16 protein-coding genes are annotated in these 17,195 nt (G+C 69.7%); 10 read left to right on the top strand and 6 right to left on the bottom strand.

Translation table 11 applies throughout. From position 1 onward, the window contains the following. Window positions 1-855 precede the first annotated feature (855 nt). The gene (locus tag ACFXMF_RS17455) at window positions 856-1,725 is read right to left on the bottom strand and encodes a hypothetical protein (RefSeq protein WP_379992527.1); all 870 of its coding nucleotides are present in this window, start codon (window positions 1,723-1,725) and stop codon (window positions 856-858) included. 274 nt (window positions 1,726-1,999) lie between these two features. Between ACFXMF_RS17455 and ACFXMF_RS17450 the strand changes: the two genes are divergently transcribed. After that, window positions 2,000-2,533: a hypothetical protein gene (locus ACFXMF_RS17450; protein WP_379992528.1), complete on the top strand. Its 534-nt coding sequence runs from the start codon at window positions 2,000-2,002 to the stop codon at window positions 2,531-2,533. Window positions 2,534-2,741: 208 nt separating this feature from the next. Here ACFXMF_RS17450 and ACFXMF_RS17445 read toward each other — a convergent pair whose 3' ends face one another. Both ACFXMF_RS17445 and ACFXMF_RS17440 read right to left on the bottom strand, forming a co-directional pair. Then, window positions 2,742-3,251 carry an NUDIX domain-containing protein gene (locus ACFXMF_RS17445; protein ID WP_379992529.1) on the bottom strand — a complete coding sequence of 170 codons (510 nt, stop codon included), beginning with the start codon at window positions 3,249-3,251 and terminating at the stop codon, window positions 2,742-2,744. Window positions 3,252-3,352: 101 nt separating this feature from the next. Further along, the gene (locus ACFXMF_RS17440; RefSeq protein WP_360309959.1) at window positions 3,353-5,305 is read right to left on the bottom strand and encodes a hypothetical protein; all 1,953 of its coding nucleotides are present in this window, start codon (window positions 5,303-5,305) and stop codon (window positions 3,353-3,355) included. Window positions 5,306-5,492: 187 nt separating this feature from the next. Here ACFXMF_RS17440 and ACFXMF_RS17435 point away from each other — a divergent pair, with 187 nt between their 5' ends. Beyond that, window positions 5,493-6,464, top strand: coding sequence for a helix-turn-helix domain-containing protein (locus ACFXMF_RS17435; RefSeq protein WP_360309957.1), 972 nt, complete (start codon window positions 5,493-5,495; stop codon window positions 6,462-6,464). Between the two features lie 72 nt (window positions 6,465-6,536). Here the strand turns inward: ACFXMF_RS17435 and ACFXMF_RS17430 are convergent, their stop codons facing one another. Continuing rightward, window positions 6,537-6,917 (bottom strand): hypothetical protein, encoded by a 381-nt coding sequence (locus tag ACFXMF_RS17430; RefSeq protein WP_379990918.1) that lies wholly within the window; start codon window positions 6,915-6,917, stop codon window positions 6,537-6,539. Between the two features lie 53 nt (window positions 6,918-6,970). After that, window positions 6,971-7,579 carry an XRE family transcriptional regulator gene (locus tag ACFXMF_RS17425; RefSeq protein ID WP_360309953.1) on the bottom strand — a complete coding sequence of 203 codons (609 nt, stop codon included), beginning with the start codon at window positions 7,577-7,579 and terminating at the stop codon, window positions 6,971-6,973. Window positions 7,580-7,693: 114 nt separating this feature from the next. Between ACFXMF_RS17425 and ACFXMF_RS17420 the strand changes: the two genes are divergently transcribed. The 6 genes from ACFXMF_RS17420 to ACFXMF_RS17395 all read left to right on the top strand — a co-directional run bounded on the left by ACFXMF_RS17420 (window position 7,694) and on the right by ACFXMF_RS17395 (window position 14,617). After that, window positions 7,694-8,512, top strand: coding sequence for an MBL fold metallo-hydrolase (locus ACFXMF_RS17420; RefSeq protein WP_360309951.1), 819 nt, complete (start codon window positions 7,694-7,696; stop codon window positions 8,510-8,512). A 185-nt stretch (window positions 8,513-8,697) separates the two neighbouring features. Further along, window positions 8,698-9,123: a hypothetical protein gene (locus ACFXMF_RS17415; RefSeq protein ID WP_360309949.1), complete on the top strand. Its 426-nt coding sequence runs from the start codon at window positions 8,698-8,700 to the stop codon at window positions 9,121-9,123. Beyond that, window positions 9,086-11,092 carry a PQQ-binding-like beta-propeller repeat protein gene (locus ACFXMF_RS17410; protein WP_379990917.1) on the top strand — a complete coding sequence of 669 codons (2,007 nt, stop codon included), beginning with the start codon at window positions 9,086-9,088 and terminating at the stop codon, window positions 11,090-11,092. Before ACFXMF_RS17415 ends, ACFXMF_RS17410 begins: the two co-directional genes overlap by 38 nt. Before the next feature lie 426 nt (window positions 11,093-11,518). Further along, on the top strand, window positions 11,519-11,836 hold the full coding sequence (locus ACFXMF_RS17405) for a hypothetical protein (protein WP_360309945.1): 318 nt from the start codon (window positions 11,519-11,521) through the stop codon (window positions 11,834-11,836). Further along, a complete protein-coding gene (locus ACFXMF_RS17400; RefSeq protein WP_379990916.1) occupies window positions 11,833-13,344 on the top strand; it encodes an aKG-HExxH-type peptide beta-hydroxylase in 1,512 nt (503 codons plus the stop codon). Before ACFXMF_RS17405 ends, ACFXMF_RS17400 begins: the two co-directional genes overlap by 4 nt. Before the next feature lie 10 nt (window positions 13,345-13,354). Beyond that, window positions 13,355-14,617, top strand: coding sequence for an aldo/keto reductase (locus ACFXMF_RS17395; RefSeq protein ID WP_379990915.1), 1,263 nt, complete (start codon window positions 13,355-13,357; stop codon window positions 14,615-14,617). Window positions 14,618-14,682: 65 nt separating this feature from the next. Here ACFXMF_RS17395 and ACFXMF_RS17390 read toward each other — a convergent pair whose 3' ends face one another. After that, entirely contained in the window at window positions 14,683-15,921 is a 1,239-nt protein-coding gene (locus ACFXMF_RS17390; RefSeq protein WP_379990914.1) for a carboxypeptidase regulatory-like domain-containing protein, read from the bottom strand. 304 nt (window positions 15,922-16,225) lie between these two features. Between ACFXMF_RS17390 and ACFXMF_RS17385 the strand changes: the two genes are divergently transcribed. Both ACFXMF_RS17385 and ACFXMF_RS17380 read left to right on the top strand, forming a co-directional pair. Then, complete coding sequence (locus ACFXMF_RS17385; RefSeq protein ID WP_360309937.1) at window positions 16,226-16,648, top strand: hypothetical protein; 423 nt, start codon at window positions 16,226-16,228, stop codon at window positions 16,646-16,648. Between the two features lie 329 nt (window positions 16,649-16,977). Further along, complete coding sequence (locus ACFXMF_RS17380) at window positions 16,978-17,184, top strand: cold-shock protein (protein WP_360309935.1); 207 nt, start codon at window positions 16,978-16,980, stop codon at window positions 17,182-17,184. Window positions 17,185-17,195: the final 11 nt, after the last annotated feature.

Below are 17,195 nucleotides of genomic sequence, written 5' to 3'. Positions count from 1 at the left end.
TAGTTAGGAAACTTTCCTAACTGGTGATGGAGCACGCTAGGCCCCGGCTGTGCACCTGTCAACGGGTCACGCGCCACCCAATCGGCGCCAACCACCGTGAAGTAATCGACACGGGTGATCATTCGAGCCCATCGAGCAGGATGGGGGAGCATTCGGACAGGCCGATCCCGCCGCCGATCCCGCCCGACCGGCCGCCGAACCCCGGCGTGCCCAAAAGGACGGTGAATAACCAGCACGAGACGGCAGAGCGAGCCCCGGGGTCTGCTCAGCCCCATGGAGCGTGTGGACGATTTCGTTCCGGATGGCGGCTCCGCGTCGGTCCCCGGCTCGGCGGCATCCTCGATCCCCTGCCCGGCGCCCCGTTCCTGCCGAGGAGATCGAGGATGCGGCACTCGCCGAGGGTGATCGACTCCGGTTCGGCCCGACGCGCCCTCGGCGACGCTCCTCACGCCGAGGCCGAACAACGCCCAAGCACGCCGCCGTCGCGATGCCGCCGCATGCCGCCGTTCGCCATCGACGGCATGCCTCCGGGGCCGTGAGCACGGCCCCGCTCACCGCCCCCCACGACGCTCCTCCGTCGCAGTCCTCGTCCGCGTCGTCGGCGCGCCACGGGGCGAAGCCGTCACCGTGCTCGCGGCGGTGGAACGCCGGAGCGAACACGTGGCGGGAGACGTCGAGGAGGTCAGGTGGTGGGAGTCAGGCCGGTGGGGACCTGCCATTGGTAGCGGCGTCCGTTGTCGTGGTCCGCCGAGAGCGTGGCGTTCATGGGCGGGCGTGGGCAACGCGAGCCCGGGCGTGCGATGTTCGAAAAGTCCGCGACACCGAACCCGGCCGGAGCAAGCCCGGTGAGCTTCGTCAGCACGCTCGCGATTCATCGGGCAGTCGCACGACGGCCACACCGGCCTGGGACTCGCCGAACCCCCAGCCTGCGACCAGGGAGCAACCGACCGCTTCCAGGACATCGGCCCACGGCCAGTGGTCGGTACCGCAGTAGAAGCCGCCCTCGCTGCGCGCGTCCTCCTCGCTGAGGCAGAGCATGCGGAGGTGATCGCGGAGCGCGGGATGCGCAACCGCGCTCAGGCTCGCTTCCCAGGGCTCGGCCGCGGTGCGAACGGCACTCATGTCGCGGATCGACACCAGGTGCGCGGGGCCGCGCTCGGTGAACGTGGCGGCCCGCATCGCGTCGGTCGCAGTGCCATCGGTGGCGACGCGCAGCAGCACGGAGAGCCAACCGTTGAGCTTCTTGCATTCCATGTCGGTCAGGTCGACCCCGTGGCGGCCCAGGAGGATCCCCAACTCCGCGCCATGGACCAGGACTTCACCGGCTTCATCGATCGACGAAACGGTCCGCAAATCGGCGACGAAGGCATCGTCGAACGGCCGAGGTCCCTTGTGCCCACCCGCACCCCACGGTCCCGTTCCGGCCAGAAGGTCGGCGTCGAAGCGGAACAGCGACCCGCTCAGGTCGAACCGCCATGCCCACGGCGAGAAGGGGTACTCCCCGTCCGGATCCGGCAACCGCCTCGACTCCCGATCCACCAGCGCACCGGGGGTGGCCCAGGAATTCGGGAAGAGGAACTCGTCGAGAGAGTCCGAGGCGTAGTACACCCCGTATCCGGCAGCGGGATCGACGGCGGGCCGGCCACCGAGCAGTATCTCGAAGGCACCGGTCAGCGCGGCATCCCACCCGCCGGGGTCGGGCATCGAGGTCGTCTCGGAAGTCACGATGAGCGCTCCTTGAAATCGCGTCGCATGGGTCGATGCAAGGTACCGCCCGCCGGTGACACTCCGGGGACCCGACAACGAAGTCCGCTTCGAAGGCGCGTTCGGTGAGCGCCCGTTCGACGTCGACGGGCACGCCGTCTTCGTTCCTTCCGCAGTGGGACCTTCCGGGTTCTCCCATGATTCCCCCAAATGTGACTGTGCTCGGAACACGCGCCCTTAACGTGATTTCCGCCGATGGAGCGGGAGTTCACGAACGAGACCAGGGGGTGGGTCCGTGTCGACCGATCGGATGTCCAGGGTGATCGTGGTGGCGAGCGGTGTGCTGGTGGCCGCAGCGCTGACCGGGTGCGGTGGGTCGTCGTCGGGCCACAGGACCGCGGACGCCGCGACGACCACGTCGCGACCGGGCGCCGCGGTCCCCGGGGCGACCGCCGCGGGCACGTCGGGCGGCGCGAACAGCGGTGGCTCCGAAGCCGGTTCGGGTGTTCCGACGGCACGGCAGCCTGCCGCTTCCACGTCGGCCGGAGGCGGCTCGGGCGACAACACGGCGTTCTGCGCCGACGCGGTCAAGACCATGGCGACCGACGACAAGCTCCACAACGGCCTACCCGACGCGCAGACCCTGGAGGTGTGGGACCGCATGAACAAGGAGGCGCCCGCCGCGATCGGGAGCAGCGTCGACAACGTCGACCGACAACTGCACCAACGGGCCGACCACGGCACGATGGACGACATCAGTGGCTTCGCCTCGGCCTACCAGTCGGTGCTGCAGTGGGTGGGCGGGAACTGCGGTCTGACACGGTCGTAGCGCGGGCACGGAACCGAAGAAGCCGTGCTCTGCGGTCTGTTCCCCGTGTGACACCCTGGCGGTCGCCGCCGCCCGTCGACTCCCGGCCGACCACGCCGTCGCAGTCTGCAACGAGGTGTCCCTCCCCGGGTGTGGGCGCTGGGAATGGTGGGGGTGCGCGACCGTGTCCTTCCGGGGATCGAGTGCGCCGCCCCGGAGGCGTTGCGGATCAACGGTGGTCGGGGGTGGGGGTGTTGCCGTGGTGGAGGTAGGCGGTGGTGCCCTCGGCGAGGGCTTGGGCGCAGGCGTGGAGGCGGCGGGCCATGTGGGGGGCCATCCGGGTGTCCCATTGGTCGGGGGTGGCGAGGTGCCAGGCGGTGAGTTCGCCGGCGGCGAGGCGGATGTGGGCGCGGGCGTGGGCTTCGGTGACGAGGCCGCCGTCGAAGAGGTGGTTCGCCAGAGCGGGGCGGCCGTCGGGTTGGGGCGGTACCCAGTCGACGGCCAGGAGTCGGCCGGGGGTGACGTCGAGGCCGAGTTCCTCCGTGATTTCGCGGCGTGCGGTGTCCCAGGGGTATTCGCCCTCGTCCATGGCGCCGCCGGGGATCTCCCAGTGGCCGTCGCCGTAGGCCGGTTCGACCAGCAGGATGCGGCCGTGGGCGTCGTGGAGGATCGCTCCGGCGCTGCCGATGTGGCGGGGCAGCGTGGCGTAGTACTCGGCGGGGGGAAGGTGGTGGGCCATGGGCGCGAGGCTAGTGCGTGGCCGCGTCGGGTCGTGGTCGCCCGGCCACGACGCCGCCCCTGTCCGGGTGGTCGGACAGGGGCGGCGCGCCTGGTGCGTGGTCACACCGCGAGTCGGTGCACGCTTCCGTACGTCGTCCCCGCGAACAGCCACCGGCCGTCGGCCGACACGGTCAGCGACGACACCGACGGCTCCGGCAGGTTCCTGGTGATCGAGCCCCAGGTCCGGCCGCCGTCGGTGCTGCGCAGCACCCCGAGCGCCGGCGTGTGGTAGTAGTGCGAGCCCGCGAACACCGTCGAGCCGTCCGGGGTGAACGTCAACGAGCCCAGGTAGCCGGTCAGGTCGCCGGCCACCTTCGTCAGGTGCTTGCCGTCGTCGGTGGTCACGTAGATCGCGTCCCTGGCGGCGATGACCGCGTGGCCCGGGGTGCGCGGGTTCAGCGCGATCGCGCTCACCCAGCCGTCGAGGACCTTGTGCAGGGTGACGCCGCCGTCGGTGGTCCGGAACAGCCCGTCCGGGCCGCCGAGCCAGGCGCTGTCGGGGTCGACCCGGTCGACGGCGACACTGGTGAAGCCGTTCAGGTCGTCGTGCCCGTTCTGGACCAGGGACTCACCGCCGTCGTTGCTGGTGTACACGGCCGACGGCGAGTGGGTGGCGACGTACAGCCGCTTCGGGTCGGCGGGGCTGACCGAGATGGCGAGTGCCTTGCCCGGCACGGCTGTCTGGAGGGTGGTCCACCGGCGACCCGCGTCGGTCGACTTCTCCAGGTAGAAGCAGGGCTGCTCGTCGTTGCAGGTATTGCGTACCCGGTACACCGTCGAAGGGTTCGACGGGTCGGTGGCCAGGCCGTCGACCCGGTTGCCGAAGGTGTGCGGCGCGGTGTCGGAGAAACCCCATTCCTGGTACCCGAGCGGCAGTTGCCGCTTCAGTGGCGCGGACGACTGGTAGCTGCCGGTCATGGTGCCGGCGACGATCGCCGGGCCCGACGCGCCCCGGGTGACGGTCAGGGACAACACCTCGGAGCCGGGCACCCCGATCCGGCGGAAGGACTGGTGGTCGTCGGTGGTGTAGATGCCCGCGCCGGCCGAGATCACGTCCGTGCCGGGCCGTCCGGGGAAGGTGCCGGTGGCCTCGTACAGGTCGATGCGGTCCAGGCCCGCCTCGGCGCGCCAGGTGCGGCCGTTGTCGCGGCTGCCCCATTGCTCCATCTCACCGGTGGACCGGTTGACCTGGATGTGCAGCCGGCCCGAACCGTCCACGATCGCGGCCAGGACCACCACGTCGGTGCCCCACGGCCCGCGCAGCGCCCGCCAGTGCGCACCCCGGTCGGTGGAGACCTGCGCGACCTGCAGGTCACCCCTGGCGACCAGGGTGCCACCCGTGCCGGTGAACTGATCGACACGTGCGCCGGTCGAGCCGGGGCGGGGCAGCTTCACCGGGGTCCGCGCGCCCTGGCGGAGCACCCAGACATCGGCGCCGGAGGTGAAGTAAAGGTCGGACCCGGTGAACTTCGGGTTCCGGGCGTCGGTGGGGGCACCGGGCAGCAGCCGCCAGGTGTTGCCGTGATCGGTGGAGATGCGCACACCGTCGCCGGCCGTGGCGTACAGCCGCGCGCCCGTCGGGTCGAACACGACTCCGCTGACCCGGTCCGGGGTGTCCAGCACTTGGCTGAACGTCCTGCCGGCGTCGGTGCTGCGCAGCACGTACCCACGCCAGTGGTCCCGCTCCACGCCGGCGGCGAACACCACGTCGGGCCGGACCGGGCTGGCCGCGACGCCACCGGCGTCCGTGGCGTTCACGGGCAGTGCGTTGCCCTGCTGCCAGGTGGTGCCCCGGTCGTCGGTTCGGAAGACGACGTTGCCGATCGGGGTCAGCACGTAGGCCCGTGCGGGCCGGGCGGGGGTGAACGCCAGTTTGCCGCCGCTGCCGTTCGGGCCGACCTGCCGCCACTCGTTGCCTCGGGTGGTCAGGGACGTCGGTGGGTCGGCGGGGGCCACGGGTTCCGCTCCGGCGGGCACCGCGCCGAACGCGCCGAACACGGTGCCGAAGGCCACCGCAGCGATCAGGAATAGTCGGCGCCGGGACAGCTTCGCTGAACCCGACCGTGAATGCTGTGCGTTGAACATTCCGTCTCCCATGGGGCCGGTGGTGTGCTCTTTGTAGTCGCGCCTCCCGACGGTCGGCCAGGTGTGGCCGGTGTCCGGTTGCGGCCGGCGCCGGAATCGGCCATGCTCGCTCGCCATGGAAAAGGACGAGCTCGTGTTCGGCGCAGTCGGGGTCGCGCCCTTCGACGAGCGGGTCTACCGCACCGTTCTGGCCGGACCGCCGGTAACGGTGCGCGACTTGGCGGAGCGCACCGGCTCGGGTGTCGAGAGGCTGCAGTCGGCCCTCGCCCGGCTGCGCGGCCACGGTCTGGTCAGCCGACTCTCGGGCCGCCCCACCCGGTGGGCGGCCGTCAGCCCCACCGCCGCCCTTGCCGCCCTGGTCCGCAACGCCCACGCCGACCTCGGCAGGGTCACCGAGACGGCCGCCGAACTGGAGGCCGTCTACCGCGCGCTCGGCGAGGCCGCCCGCCCCGGTGAGGGCGTCGAATTGCTGACCAGCGCCGACGAACTCGGCCGGTGGTTCGCCCGACTCCAGCAGGAGGCCACCGAGGAGATCATGAGCCTGGACCGGCCGCCGTACGTCCTCGCCCACGGCAACCCGCTCCAACACACCCTTTTGGGCCGCGGGGTCCGGTACCGCACGATCTACGCCCCCGAGTCGTTCGCGACACCCGGCAACCTCGACGACGTGACCGGCCTGTCGCAGGCCGGCGAAGAGGCCCGGGTGCTCGCCGACATCCCGCTGAAGATGTCCGTCGCCGATCGCCGGATCGCCCTGCTGCCCCTGCACCTCGACTCGCCCATCACCCGCAGCGTCGTCATCCGCGGCACCACCCTGGTCGACGCCCTGGTCACCCTGTTCGAAGGGCTCTGGACACAGGCCGTCCCACTCACCGCCGCCGGCCCCCAGGAGTGCGACCCGCTCGACGCCGAGGACCGGCGGATCCTGAACCTGCTGCTGTCCGGGCTCAAGGACGAGACGATCGCCCGGCAGTTGGGCACCAGCACCCGGAGCCTGCGGCGGCGAATGCGGGTGCTCCTCGACGAGTTGGGTGCGGAGAACCGGTTCCAGGCCGGGGTGCAGGCGGTACGGCGCGGCTGGGTGTAGCGCCGGCCGCCCGGGCCGGGAGCACAGAAGAACGCCCCTGCGGGTCCCGACGTTTCGACTTTTCGACGCGGGTCAGACGATCTCGCCGGTGCAGGATCCGTGGGGGCCGCACGCGTAGCAGGTGTATCGCATGCATCCGGTGCACACGCCGATGTTCTCCAGGCGGTAGGTGTCCCGGCAGGTCTCGCACCCGACGCGCTCGCGCAGCATGATGTTCCAGCCGTCGTCGCCGCCGATGAAGTCGTAGGAGACGCCGATGAATTCCCCCCATGCCGGGTCGTGTTCGGCCCAGTGTCGGAGGTACCAGGAGTAGACGGCGAAGAACGCCTTGCCGGTCACCAGGTGGTCGCGGCCCCGACCGTCTCGGATCCACACCTCGACGAGTCGCCCGATGCGCTCCCCGAGGGGCAGTGCACCGCCGAGAACGGCATCGTTGTTGTTCCTCGTCGTCATGGCCACAGTATCCGGGCGGACCCGCCTCGTGGGCGACGACATCGGGCGGCCGATCAGGTTCTGCGCGAGATGACCATGATGTATTCACAGGGAGCGTTCGTTCGGTTGGCGAAGCCGTGGGCCGCGTCGGCTTGGAAGAACAGGGAGTCGCCCGTGTTCAGGGTCTCGCCGATCCCGCCGATCGCGACGGTGAGGGTGCCTTCGAGCACCACGAGTTGTTTCTCCGTGCCCGGCGGATAGGCGGGCAGCAGCCCGGTGGAGACCTGCGCGGGGAGGTGGTGGACCACCATCTCGGCTCGTCCCGCGCCCGGGGCCGCCGAGACGATGTGCCGCTCGAAGCCGGTTTCCGGGTCACGGAAGACGGGGCGATCGTTCCTGTGCATGACGACCGCCACACCGGACGCGGCAGCCGCCGGCGCGCCGATCAGGTCCGAGAGCGACGCGTCGAGCGCGTGGGCGATCCTGGACGCGACGCCGATCGTCGGGCTCTTCTCGCCGCGTTCGACCTTGGACAACATCGCCCGACTGACCGACGACCGGGTGGACAACTGCTCCAGCGTCAGGCCCGCCTCCTCGCGACGTCGCCGCACGTTGCCGCCGAACACGCCGGCCGGGTCGTCGCCCCGGTGTGCCTCGGGCGCGTTTTCGTCCTGCTCGGTCACCGTGCTCCTCGATCGATGCGTACCCCGCCGCCCACAGTGTAGGGTTTCTCCTATAGAAGATCTGATCTTCCATCGGAGACGCACGGTGTGCGCCCGACACGACGGAGGGGTTCCATGCGTTTGATCTCCAGTGGCCGGCTCCATGCCACGTTCGAACTCGGCGACCTGCGGGTGACCTCGTTGCGGGACGGGTACATCGACATGCCGCCGACCCGGCTCCGCGACGAGGACGGGTGCGTGCTCGACGAGTTGCCGGCCGCCGTCCCGCTGGCCGGCGACAACCTGCGGCTGTCGGTCAACGCCTTCTTCGTCACCGACGGCACGCGCTCGGTTCTCGTCGACACCGGCGCGTCCGACGCCTGGCACGACCCCACCATGGGATTGCTCCACGAGGCGCTCGACGAAGCGGGCATCGACCGCACGGAGGTCACCGACGTGGCCATCACCCACAGGCACGAGGACCACGTGAGCGGCCTGATCGCGCCCGACGGTTCGCAGGCGTTCGGCAGACTCGAGCGCGTGTGGATCGGCGCGGGCGACACCTCGGTGTTCACGGGGCGGCTCGCGCCGATCCGCGACCGGGTCGTACCCGTGTCGGAGAAGGTCGCGATCAACGACTGGACCACCGCGATCCCGACACCGGGCCACACGCCCGGTCACACCGTCTACGCATTCGGGAGCGACACCGGCCGCCTGCTCGCGTGGGGCGACACCGTCCACGTTCCCACGCTGCAATTCGATCGGCCGAACGTGTCCTGGGAACTCGACGGCGACCAGTCCCAGGCCCGCGCCGCGCGCGCGGCACTCCTCGAACAACTGACCCGACCACACCACTTCGTGGCCGGCGCCCACCTCGACTCACCCGGCATCGCCCGCGTGACCCCCTCCGGCGACGGTTACGCGCTGGAATACCTCGCACCACCGATCGGCTGATCGAGCCCGCCGGGGACCGGGCCGGCCGGCCGCAACCGCTTTCCCGCACGGTCGACTCTCTTCACGCAGAGGGTACGGACCAACCTCGGTACTACCGCCCGCGATGACGGCCCCGGCATTTATCCTCGGGTGAGGCGCCCGCCCGGAGTCGGGCCGGGGTCGGGTGTGCCGGGGGACGGAGGGCCATGCAGTTTCGAATTCGGGTCGAGCACGACGTCGCTGCGGAAGGCAGCCGTCTCACCGCCGAGTTGGCCGATTGGCTCGCGGAACACCCGCGTGTGGGGCCGTACATGCGGATCCGCAGGGTCAGGGAGTCGGCGCCCGACACCGGGCGGATGTCGGGCGACCTGATCGGGTGGCTGGAGATCGCGACCACGGCCGCGTTCTCCGTCCCCGCTCTGGTCTACGCCCACATGGCGTGGCGCGACCTCCAGCATCGTCCCGCGCCCGGCCCCGCACCCACGGTGACCTCCAGGACCGTCATCGAGCGGGGCGAGGTACGGGTGATCCTGGAGAACGCGTCGGCGGAAACCGTCGTCGACATCACCCGGGCGCTGGAAGGCGGTTCGAGCGGTGCGCCCTCTGGGGACGACTCCGACGGACATCCCTGACCCGACGTCGAGCCGCGCGGTTCTCATCGGCATCCACAAGTACCGGCACCTGGACTCGCTGCCGTCCGTCGCTCGCGGAGTCACGCGGCTGAAGCAACTGCTGCAAGAGCCCAGCCTGTGGGGGCTTCCCGCCGACCACATCGCGACGCTGGGCCCCAGGGCGTCGCCGGAGACGGTCCTGAAAACGATCAGGGACGCGGCGCTCGCGGCAACGGACACCCTGGTCCTGTACTTCGCCGGCCACGGACTGCGCCGAACCGACGGACGTCCCCTGCACCTCGCCCTGACCGGCGCGGACCCCGATCACATCCAGATCGGCACGGTCTCCTACGCATACGTACGCGAGATGCTTGCCGTCGGCAACACCCGCCGCAAACTGGAGATACTCGATTGCTGCTACAGCGGACTGGCCGCCAAGGGCACGATGGGAGCCGGACCGAGCGAGGTCGATCCTTCGAGCGCTCTCGGGTTCGACGACGCGCACCGCGGGCATCACGTACTGACGTCGGCATCCGCCAACGAACCGTCGTTCGCCCGGCCCCACGAGCAATACCCGGAGTTCACCGGCGAGTTGATCAAGGTGTTGGAGAGCGGGATCCCCGGTGCCGGCGCGACGCTGACCCCGGGCGAGGTCTGGGGGCGGATCCACGCTGCGATGTCGGCCCGCCCGCATTCCACGCTGCCCCGCCAACTCGTGCAGAACGCCGTCCAGGACCTGCCCTGGGTCCGTAATCGCGCGTACACACCTGCGTCGTTCGCGACCCACGGCACCGCACCCCGGCCCGTGGCGCCGTCGCCCGCGCCCCTCCCCCAACCGGGAAGGCCGTCACGCCCGTTGCTGCGGCGCCGGGTACTGACGTACGGCGGGGTGGCCGCGGTGGCGGCAATCGGCGGAGCCTCGTACACCCTGCTGGAGCACAGTCCCGGCGGTGTCCGGAAACCGGGTGCCCAGCGCTGGCGCCGCCACTTCACCTCCATGGGCATCCCCTTGCCCGCAGAGCCCGGCACGCCCGGCAGGGGCGCTCTCCTCCTCCCCCTCGACGACGGCCGGGTGGTCTGTCTGGACAGCCGTGACGGTGGGGTCCTGTGGCAGGTCGATCTGGGCGGGGCCCTCCTCACGCGGTCCTCGATCGTCAAGGGGTGTCTGCTCGTGTCCTTGGCGATCGGCCCGGGGCAGGGCCGACTCGTCGCGCTGGACCACAAGGGCACCACACTGTGGTCCGCGGAGACCAACGGCTGGCCGTGGGCCCAGCAATCAGGGCCGAACGGCCGGGTGTTCGTGGCCACCAGCAGTGGCTGGGTCTACCGCCTGAACCTGGTGGACGGCCGGCCGGACTTCGCCCGGAAGGTCGCCGGCCAGGCGAACGCGGTAGTGGTCGCGAACAATTACCTCTACGTGCCGACGTTCGGCGACGGGATCGTCGTGCTGGACGCCGCCACGGGGGAGTCCCGGTGGTCGCGCCCGGCCGAGGGGTCCGTGTGCGGCGCCGAAGCCGACACGGACATCGTGTACCTGACCATCGGTAATCGGGAACCCGCCAAAGGCGGCCGCCTTCGCGCCCTGGACGCGCAATACGGCGACACGCGCTGGGAGTTCACCTTCGACACGCTCGTCCAGGCAGCCCCGACGCTCGCGCCCGAACACGTCCTGGTCCCCGACGGGCGCGGCACCCTGCACGCGTTCGACCCGGTCTCCGGAACCAGGACCTGGCAGCAGGACATCGACGCGAACCTCTCGGACCGCGTCACCCACGACGGCAGGACCGTCTACGTCGGAACCTCCCGCGGCATCGCCGCCCTGAGCCTCGCCGGCGGCCGGATCCTGTGGAGCAAGGACATCCTCCCGACGCCCCCCACCGCGTCGTACGGAGGCAGCCGTCCGGTGATCGACGACGACACCGTCTACCTCGGCTACGGCGACCTGACGACGGAGAGCTCGAACTACGACGTGTACGCGTTCAGCCGCTGACGTTCCGACGGCGGTCGTGGACCCCGCCGGCGCGCGGCAGAGCCGTCTGCCGCGATCCCGACCGACGGCTCGTGGGGCCATACAGCCCAGGCGAGATGGGCTCGGCCCCGCGGCTGTTCACCATCCGAACGGGCGGTCACCACGGCCCGCCATGCGGTGGTCGCCGCGGTGGCGGTTTCCCCCCGAAGCGGCCGATGGGCACGGTCACCCGAATGGCACGGCTCTGTATACGGGTGATTCGACTCCGGTGTGGTTTTACTCGACGAAGGACGTCTTCGCCGTCGTACCTCCCACGCTGCGGTCCCACCGCCTGCCGGGGTACGACCGAACACCTCGGGTCCCCGGAGCCGAGCGGGCGAAGCGTCGACGTCGGTGGCCGGGGAACGCGTGTTCTTCCGCCACCCGTTCCCGAGAATGGAGCCCGTCATGGCGGATTCGCAGAGCATCGAAGAGATCATGAGGAAACTTCGAGCGCAGACTGCTCTGTCGGCCGAGGAAGTGTTGACGCTGCAGGGCCACGTCGACCAGCTGGAGAACAGGTCCTCGGTGGACACCACCCACCACACCACACACTCGACCCCGAACTCGCATTACACCGACCACCACACGAGCCTTCAGGAAATTCAGGGCCTCCTCGACCATCTGCACGAGTCCGCCGCGGCCCCCGGCGGCACGCCGTGCCACGAGGGTGGCCACAAGCCCTCGCCGGCCCAGTCTCCTCCTCAGCACGGAGCCGGCTCGTGACCCAGGCGACGAGTACCGCGTCGCCCGGCGCGCTGCCGGTCGACGAGCTCGACGAGTTGCTCGCCAAGCACCCGTTCGGCGACTCCGACTACGTGACGAGCAGGCTCCATGCCTGCTACCGGCGCCGACTCGAGAGCATCGGCGATCGGTTGCCGCTCGCTCGTGAGGTCCTCGACGCGTTGGACCGCGCGGACGCGCAGACCCGCTACCGGATCGTGGGCGACACGGTGTTCCGGTGTGCGGTGCAGTACCTCCATGTCCAGATCGAGGACGAAATCCCCTACGGGATTCCTTCGGAGCACTGTCGGGAGATTCTGCGACGCGCCATCCGCAATCTCGACGCGGGGGTGCCCGGCCTGCTGGGACCCGAGCTGTCGGATCACCTGGGTACGGCTTCCCACTACGGATGGGTGTGGCGCGACGACGGCCCCGAAACGGTCGTCACCGACGCCTTCCGCGACATCGTGGCGGCTCACTACGGTCTGACCCTGCACACCCCCGGCAACGACGAACTCGCGATGGTGGCCAAGGCCGTTCGCTTGCTGGAGGAGGTCCTGCCGAAGGTGACGCGCAGCGTCCTCAGCCACACCCACCTGCTCGCCGTCTTCGCTCCCGTGGGCCAATGGGAGGGGACCCGATCCAGCTCCGAGTACAAGGTCAGCGGAACGATCTTCCTGAACCAGCGCACGCTGTGCAATCCCTGGGCACTGGCGGAGCACCTGCTGCACGAATCGCTGCACCAGCAGCTCTACGACCTTCGAGCGGGTCATACCCTTCTCGTCCCGGACTTCGCCCGCGCGGACCGGCCCCTGGTCCACTCGTTGTGGAACATGCCCGACTCCACGCGCGGAAACCACTGGGACGTGCATCGGGCCCTGGCGGCCTACCACGTCTACGTCTACCTGGCGCTGTTCACCAGGGCGGCACGCGAGTCCGACGGCGATCGGCAGTACACGAAGCGGTACGGACCGATCGAGATGACGGGCCCGCGCACCGCGCTCGCCCGCGCCCGATACCTGCGCGAGCAGATCGGCAGAGAGCAGTACCGGCGGGAGCTGGGTCCGGCCGGTCACCGCACCGTGGACTGGCTCGACACCGTGTTGGACGTGGTCGACCCCGATCCCCAGGTCGAGGAATCGTTCGTGCACTTGCTGCTCGACCGGTTCTGGCGCGAGGCCTCGATGATTCGATCGATGGCCTCCGACGACACGATCGACGCCGAAGTCCGCTCCCTGATCCCCGGGTTGCTGGCGGACGAGGTGCAATGCGCCCGGTCGGCACTGACCGCGATCGGGCACGATCCGACGTCCTTCGACCAGGCCGTCGAAACCTCCGAAGCCCAGGAGCCCTTCGAACGATTCGCGTCCGTGCGAAAAGTGATCGCGCAGACGCTGCTCGACGCCTGTCCCCGCCGCTACGAGCTTTCGCCGGCCCGTGACGTGGACGAGGGAGTCCGGGACATGGTGGAGCGCTCCAGCGCGGTGCTCATGAAGGCCCTCGACCGGTAAGGCGGGTGACATGGAAATCCACCATCCCGGCCTCCGTTCGATTCTCGATGTCCTGCGGCGCGGCGAATCGCTCTCCGTCGGCGAGTTCGAGAGCCTGCAACGCCAACTCGCCCGGCTGGACGGGCAGGACCGTCCGGTCTCGGATACCCCTGGAGCACGGGGGACGACCCCGGCATCCGGCTCCGCAGCACAGCCGGCCCTCGACCCCACGGCCGCATTGTCGGCCGGATCCGCGAACAGGCGAGGAACGGCCGCTTTCGCGGCCTCGTTCGGCGGACGGACCGTCGACTTCTTTCGTGAGACGCGCGAGATATTCCTGTCGAGCGTGGGCATCGGAACCTACCGCGGTGCGATGGACGATGAAACCGACGCGGCATACGTCGCCGCGATCCGCGGCGCGCTGCGCGCCGGCGTCAACGTCATCGACACCTCCTTGAACTACCGTTGCCAACGCTCGGAGCGCAACGTGGGTGCCGCGCTGCGCCTCTTCGCCGCGCAGGACGGCGGCGACCGAGAGGGCGTGCTGGTCTGCACAAAGGCCGGATTCCTCACCTCGGGTGCGATTGCGCCGGGCTCGCTGCGGGCCGACGAGGTGGCGGGAACGCACTGCATGGCGCCCGCGTTTCTCTCCGATCAACTCGAACGAAGCCGTCGCAACCTGGGCTTGGCCGTGGTCGACGTCTACTACCTGCACAATCCCGAGACACAGCTCCGATTCGTCGACGCATCGATGTTCGCCTCGCGGATGAGGCGGGCGTTCGAGCGACTGGAGCAGGCCGTGGCCGAGGGCCTGATCGCGCACTACGGCGTGGCGACGTGGGACGGCTTCTTCGATGGTTCCTTGTCCCTGCGGTCCCTGGAAAGCCTGGCCCGAGAGGTCGCCGGTGATCGCCACCACTTCGGGTTCGTGCAACTTCCGGTGAATCTCGGTATGCTCGACGCCTTGCGTTCGTTGGCCGGGGACGAGCACAACGTGCTCGCGACCGCCGACGAACTGGGTTTCACCGTGCTGGCGAGTGCCTCGTTGTTGCAGGGCCGCAGTGCCGCGGACCTGCCCGGTTGGATCTCCGGCGTGATACCGGATCTGGCCACGGACGCACAACGCGCGATTCAGTTCGCGCGTTCCACCCCGGGGGTGACGTGCGCGTTGGCCGGCATGCGCGACCCGCGCCATGTGGCGGACAACACCGCCGTCACCACGACACCGCCCCTGAGCCGGGAGCGGTACCGCGCCGCCTTCTCGGCGCATTCGGTGGTCGGCCGGTCGGGCTGAACCGGACCGTCCTGCGGTCGGCGAACTCCGGTGATTCGCTCGGGTGATCCTCGGATGATCCGGAGTCAGACGAGCCGGAGTTCGACTTCCGCGGGACGGTCGCCGTCCACCAGGGTCGTGGCCCGCGTCTGCTTTTCGTCCCGCGTCCGGCACTCGGCCGTGTACAGGCCGCCGGCCGGGACGGAGAGCGCGAAACGCCCGTCGCCGCCGGTCGACACGGCGACGTCCGGATACGGCATCGGCCCGTCGACCAGATAGACGCGAGCTCGCGGGACGGGGGCGCCTGTCCTGTCGCGTACCGCTCCCGTGATGAGGTAGGAGGTGCCGCTGTCCCTCGGCACTTGCACGGGAGCCGCCCGCGTCGTGGTCCGCGCGTCCGTCCAGGCCGACAGGTTGTCGTACACGTCGGCGTTGATTCGCGTCCCGGAGTTCACGGTCACCCCGCCGTAGGCGTGGATGGCGAAGCCGTAGCGCTCCCCGTCGACGACCCGGTAGACGGCCGTACCACTTTGCCCGCCGGCGGTGTCGATGTCGTAGTACACCTTCATCGGCGTCACCGAACCGATCTGCCTGCTGTCGAACCACATGGTCCCGTCGGTCTTGTCGGCGGGATAGCCGGCGATGTTGCCCGTCGTGGCGAGCAGATCGGCGGACGGCCACGTCCCGATACCGAGCCATCCCGTGGTACTGCCCAGGTCGGTGGGGATGACGATCGCGCCGTAGTCGTAGTTCTCGTCCGCCGAGATCGTCCAGCCGGTCACCGAGTGGAAGATGGCGGCGGTCACGAATCCGTAGGGAAGGGACGTGCCGTCGCGGCCCGGCATGACCTGAATGCTTCTGACCCATCCGTCGCGCCCCGGAACGCCACTGTTCGTGATGTAGACGCAGTGACCGGCGGTCGCCAGGGTGTGTGGGCCGATGAACCAGGCCGTACCGAGCCAGGTGGAGCCGTCCGCGGCGGTGATCAGCAAGGACGCGTACGCGCGCCAGGGATACTCCGAGGTGTTCGTGATCTGCGTCCGGTTGTCCGGACCGTGCACGGTCTCGGGAGGAGACGGCGGCGGACCGAACGACGCCTCCCCGATGTCGGGCGACTGCAGGCTGGGTGCGGCCCAGTCCTTCGTCGACCACGATCCGGGCACCGGCGGCGAGTGCCCTTTCACCTGCTCCCGGCCACCGCCGGTCTGTTGAGCGGTCTCGTGCCCCACACCGTGCGAGGGCGGCCGGGAGAGCTCCTGCTCATCGGTGCCGACCGTCTCGCCCTGGGGCTGGTTGGAAACCGGGGTGTGCGGGTTCGAAGGCATGGTTCTCCTCCTCCGTCGGGAGGATGCGGCGAGTCCTCGAGGGCCCGGCCGCCTCCCCCGGCATCCCTGTCGGCGGACGCGCTCGATCACCGTTCCCGAAGCCGGGAGCCTCACCTTTCAGCCTAAACGGTTGGCGGTGGTACGGCAGTCGGTGCCCGAATCGGCACCGGCTCGTCGCGGGTGGTGATCCGCCCCGCCGAACGTCGTGTCCGCCTGTGCGGCCGAGTCGCGGGGCCCTGCCGACAGGGTCAGTGTGGAACGAGGGGGACGTCCTCGAAGCACTGCCTCGCGCAGGAGGCTCTCGATGAGCACTCACATACACCGGACGGGCATGGGCCAGAATTCGGGTCCCGGCTCGTTGTCGGGATGGGCCGCGTTCGCCGGAGTCATGATGACCTTCGGCGGCATCCTGGCGGTATTCCAGGGAATCGCCGCCATCGCCAAAGACGACATCGTCGCCAAAACGCGCAACTACTCGTTCTCGTTCAGCACCACCGGCTGGGGCTGGATCCATCTGATCCTGGGCGTCGTCATCTTCCTCGCCGGCATCGCGCTGTTCACCGGCGCGGTCTGGGCCCGCATCATCGGCGTGGTCCTGGCCGGGCTGAGCATGATCGCCAACTTCATCTGGCTGCCCTACTACCCGGTGTGGTCGATCGTGGTCATCGCCATCGACATCGCCGTGATCTGGGCGTTGTGCACCGACCCACAACGGAGCAACCGGTAGCGCGGGCAGGGTCGTCGGGACACTTCGGGTCGGGCGGGCCGGCCCGAAGCCCCGCGCCATCCAGGCGAGCGTGGCGGGGCGACGACGGCCCCGGGTGGTGGCCCCGTCATCGGCGCCGGTCGGGTGGTGGCGTCCGCGAAGGCGTCGGTATCCGTGCTACGTTGATCCCAGTTGCAGTTGTGGTACCCATGAACTTTGTGTGCACCTGACGGGCGTGTTCCGTGGGTGCATTTTTTGTTTGGCCGGTCATCTCCGGATGGGCCCCAGGCGGCGACGCGGAATCACACCATGTGGATCCGGCACTGCTCCCCCCAATGAAGGAGAACGATATGGCGACCACCGGCACCGTGAAGTGGTTCAACGCGGAAAAGGGCTTCGGCTTCATCGAGCAGGACGGTGGCGGCCCCGACGTCTTCGCCCACTACTCGAACATTTCCGCCCAGGGCTTCCGTGAGCTCCAGGAGGGCCAGAAGGTCTCCTTCGACGTCACCCAGGGCCAGAAGGGCCCGCAGGCCGAGAACATCGTCCCGGCCTGACGCCTTTCGGC

The sequence above is a fragment of the Embleya sp. NPDC059213 genome, assembly GCF_042754445.1.
In the GTDB taxonomy this organism is placed as follows: domain Bacteria; phylum Actinomycetota; class Actinomycetes; order Streptomycetales; family Streptomycetaceae; genus Embleya.
The sequence above is the reverse complement of the archived record's forward strand: the minus strand, read 5'-3'. Positions and strand labels throughout refer to the sequence as shown.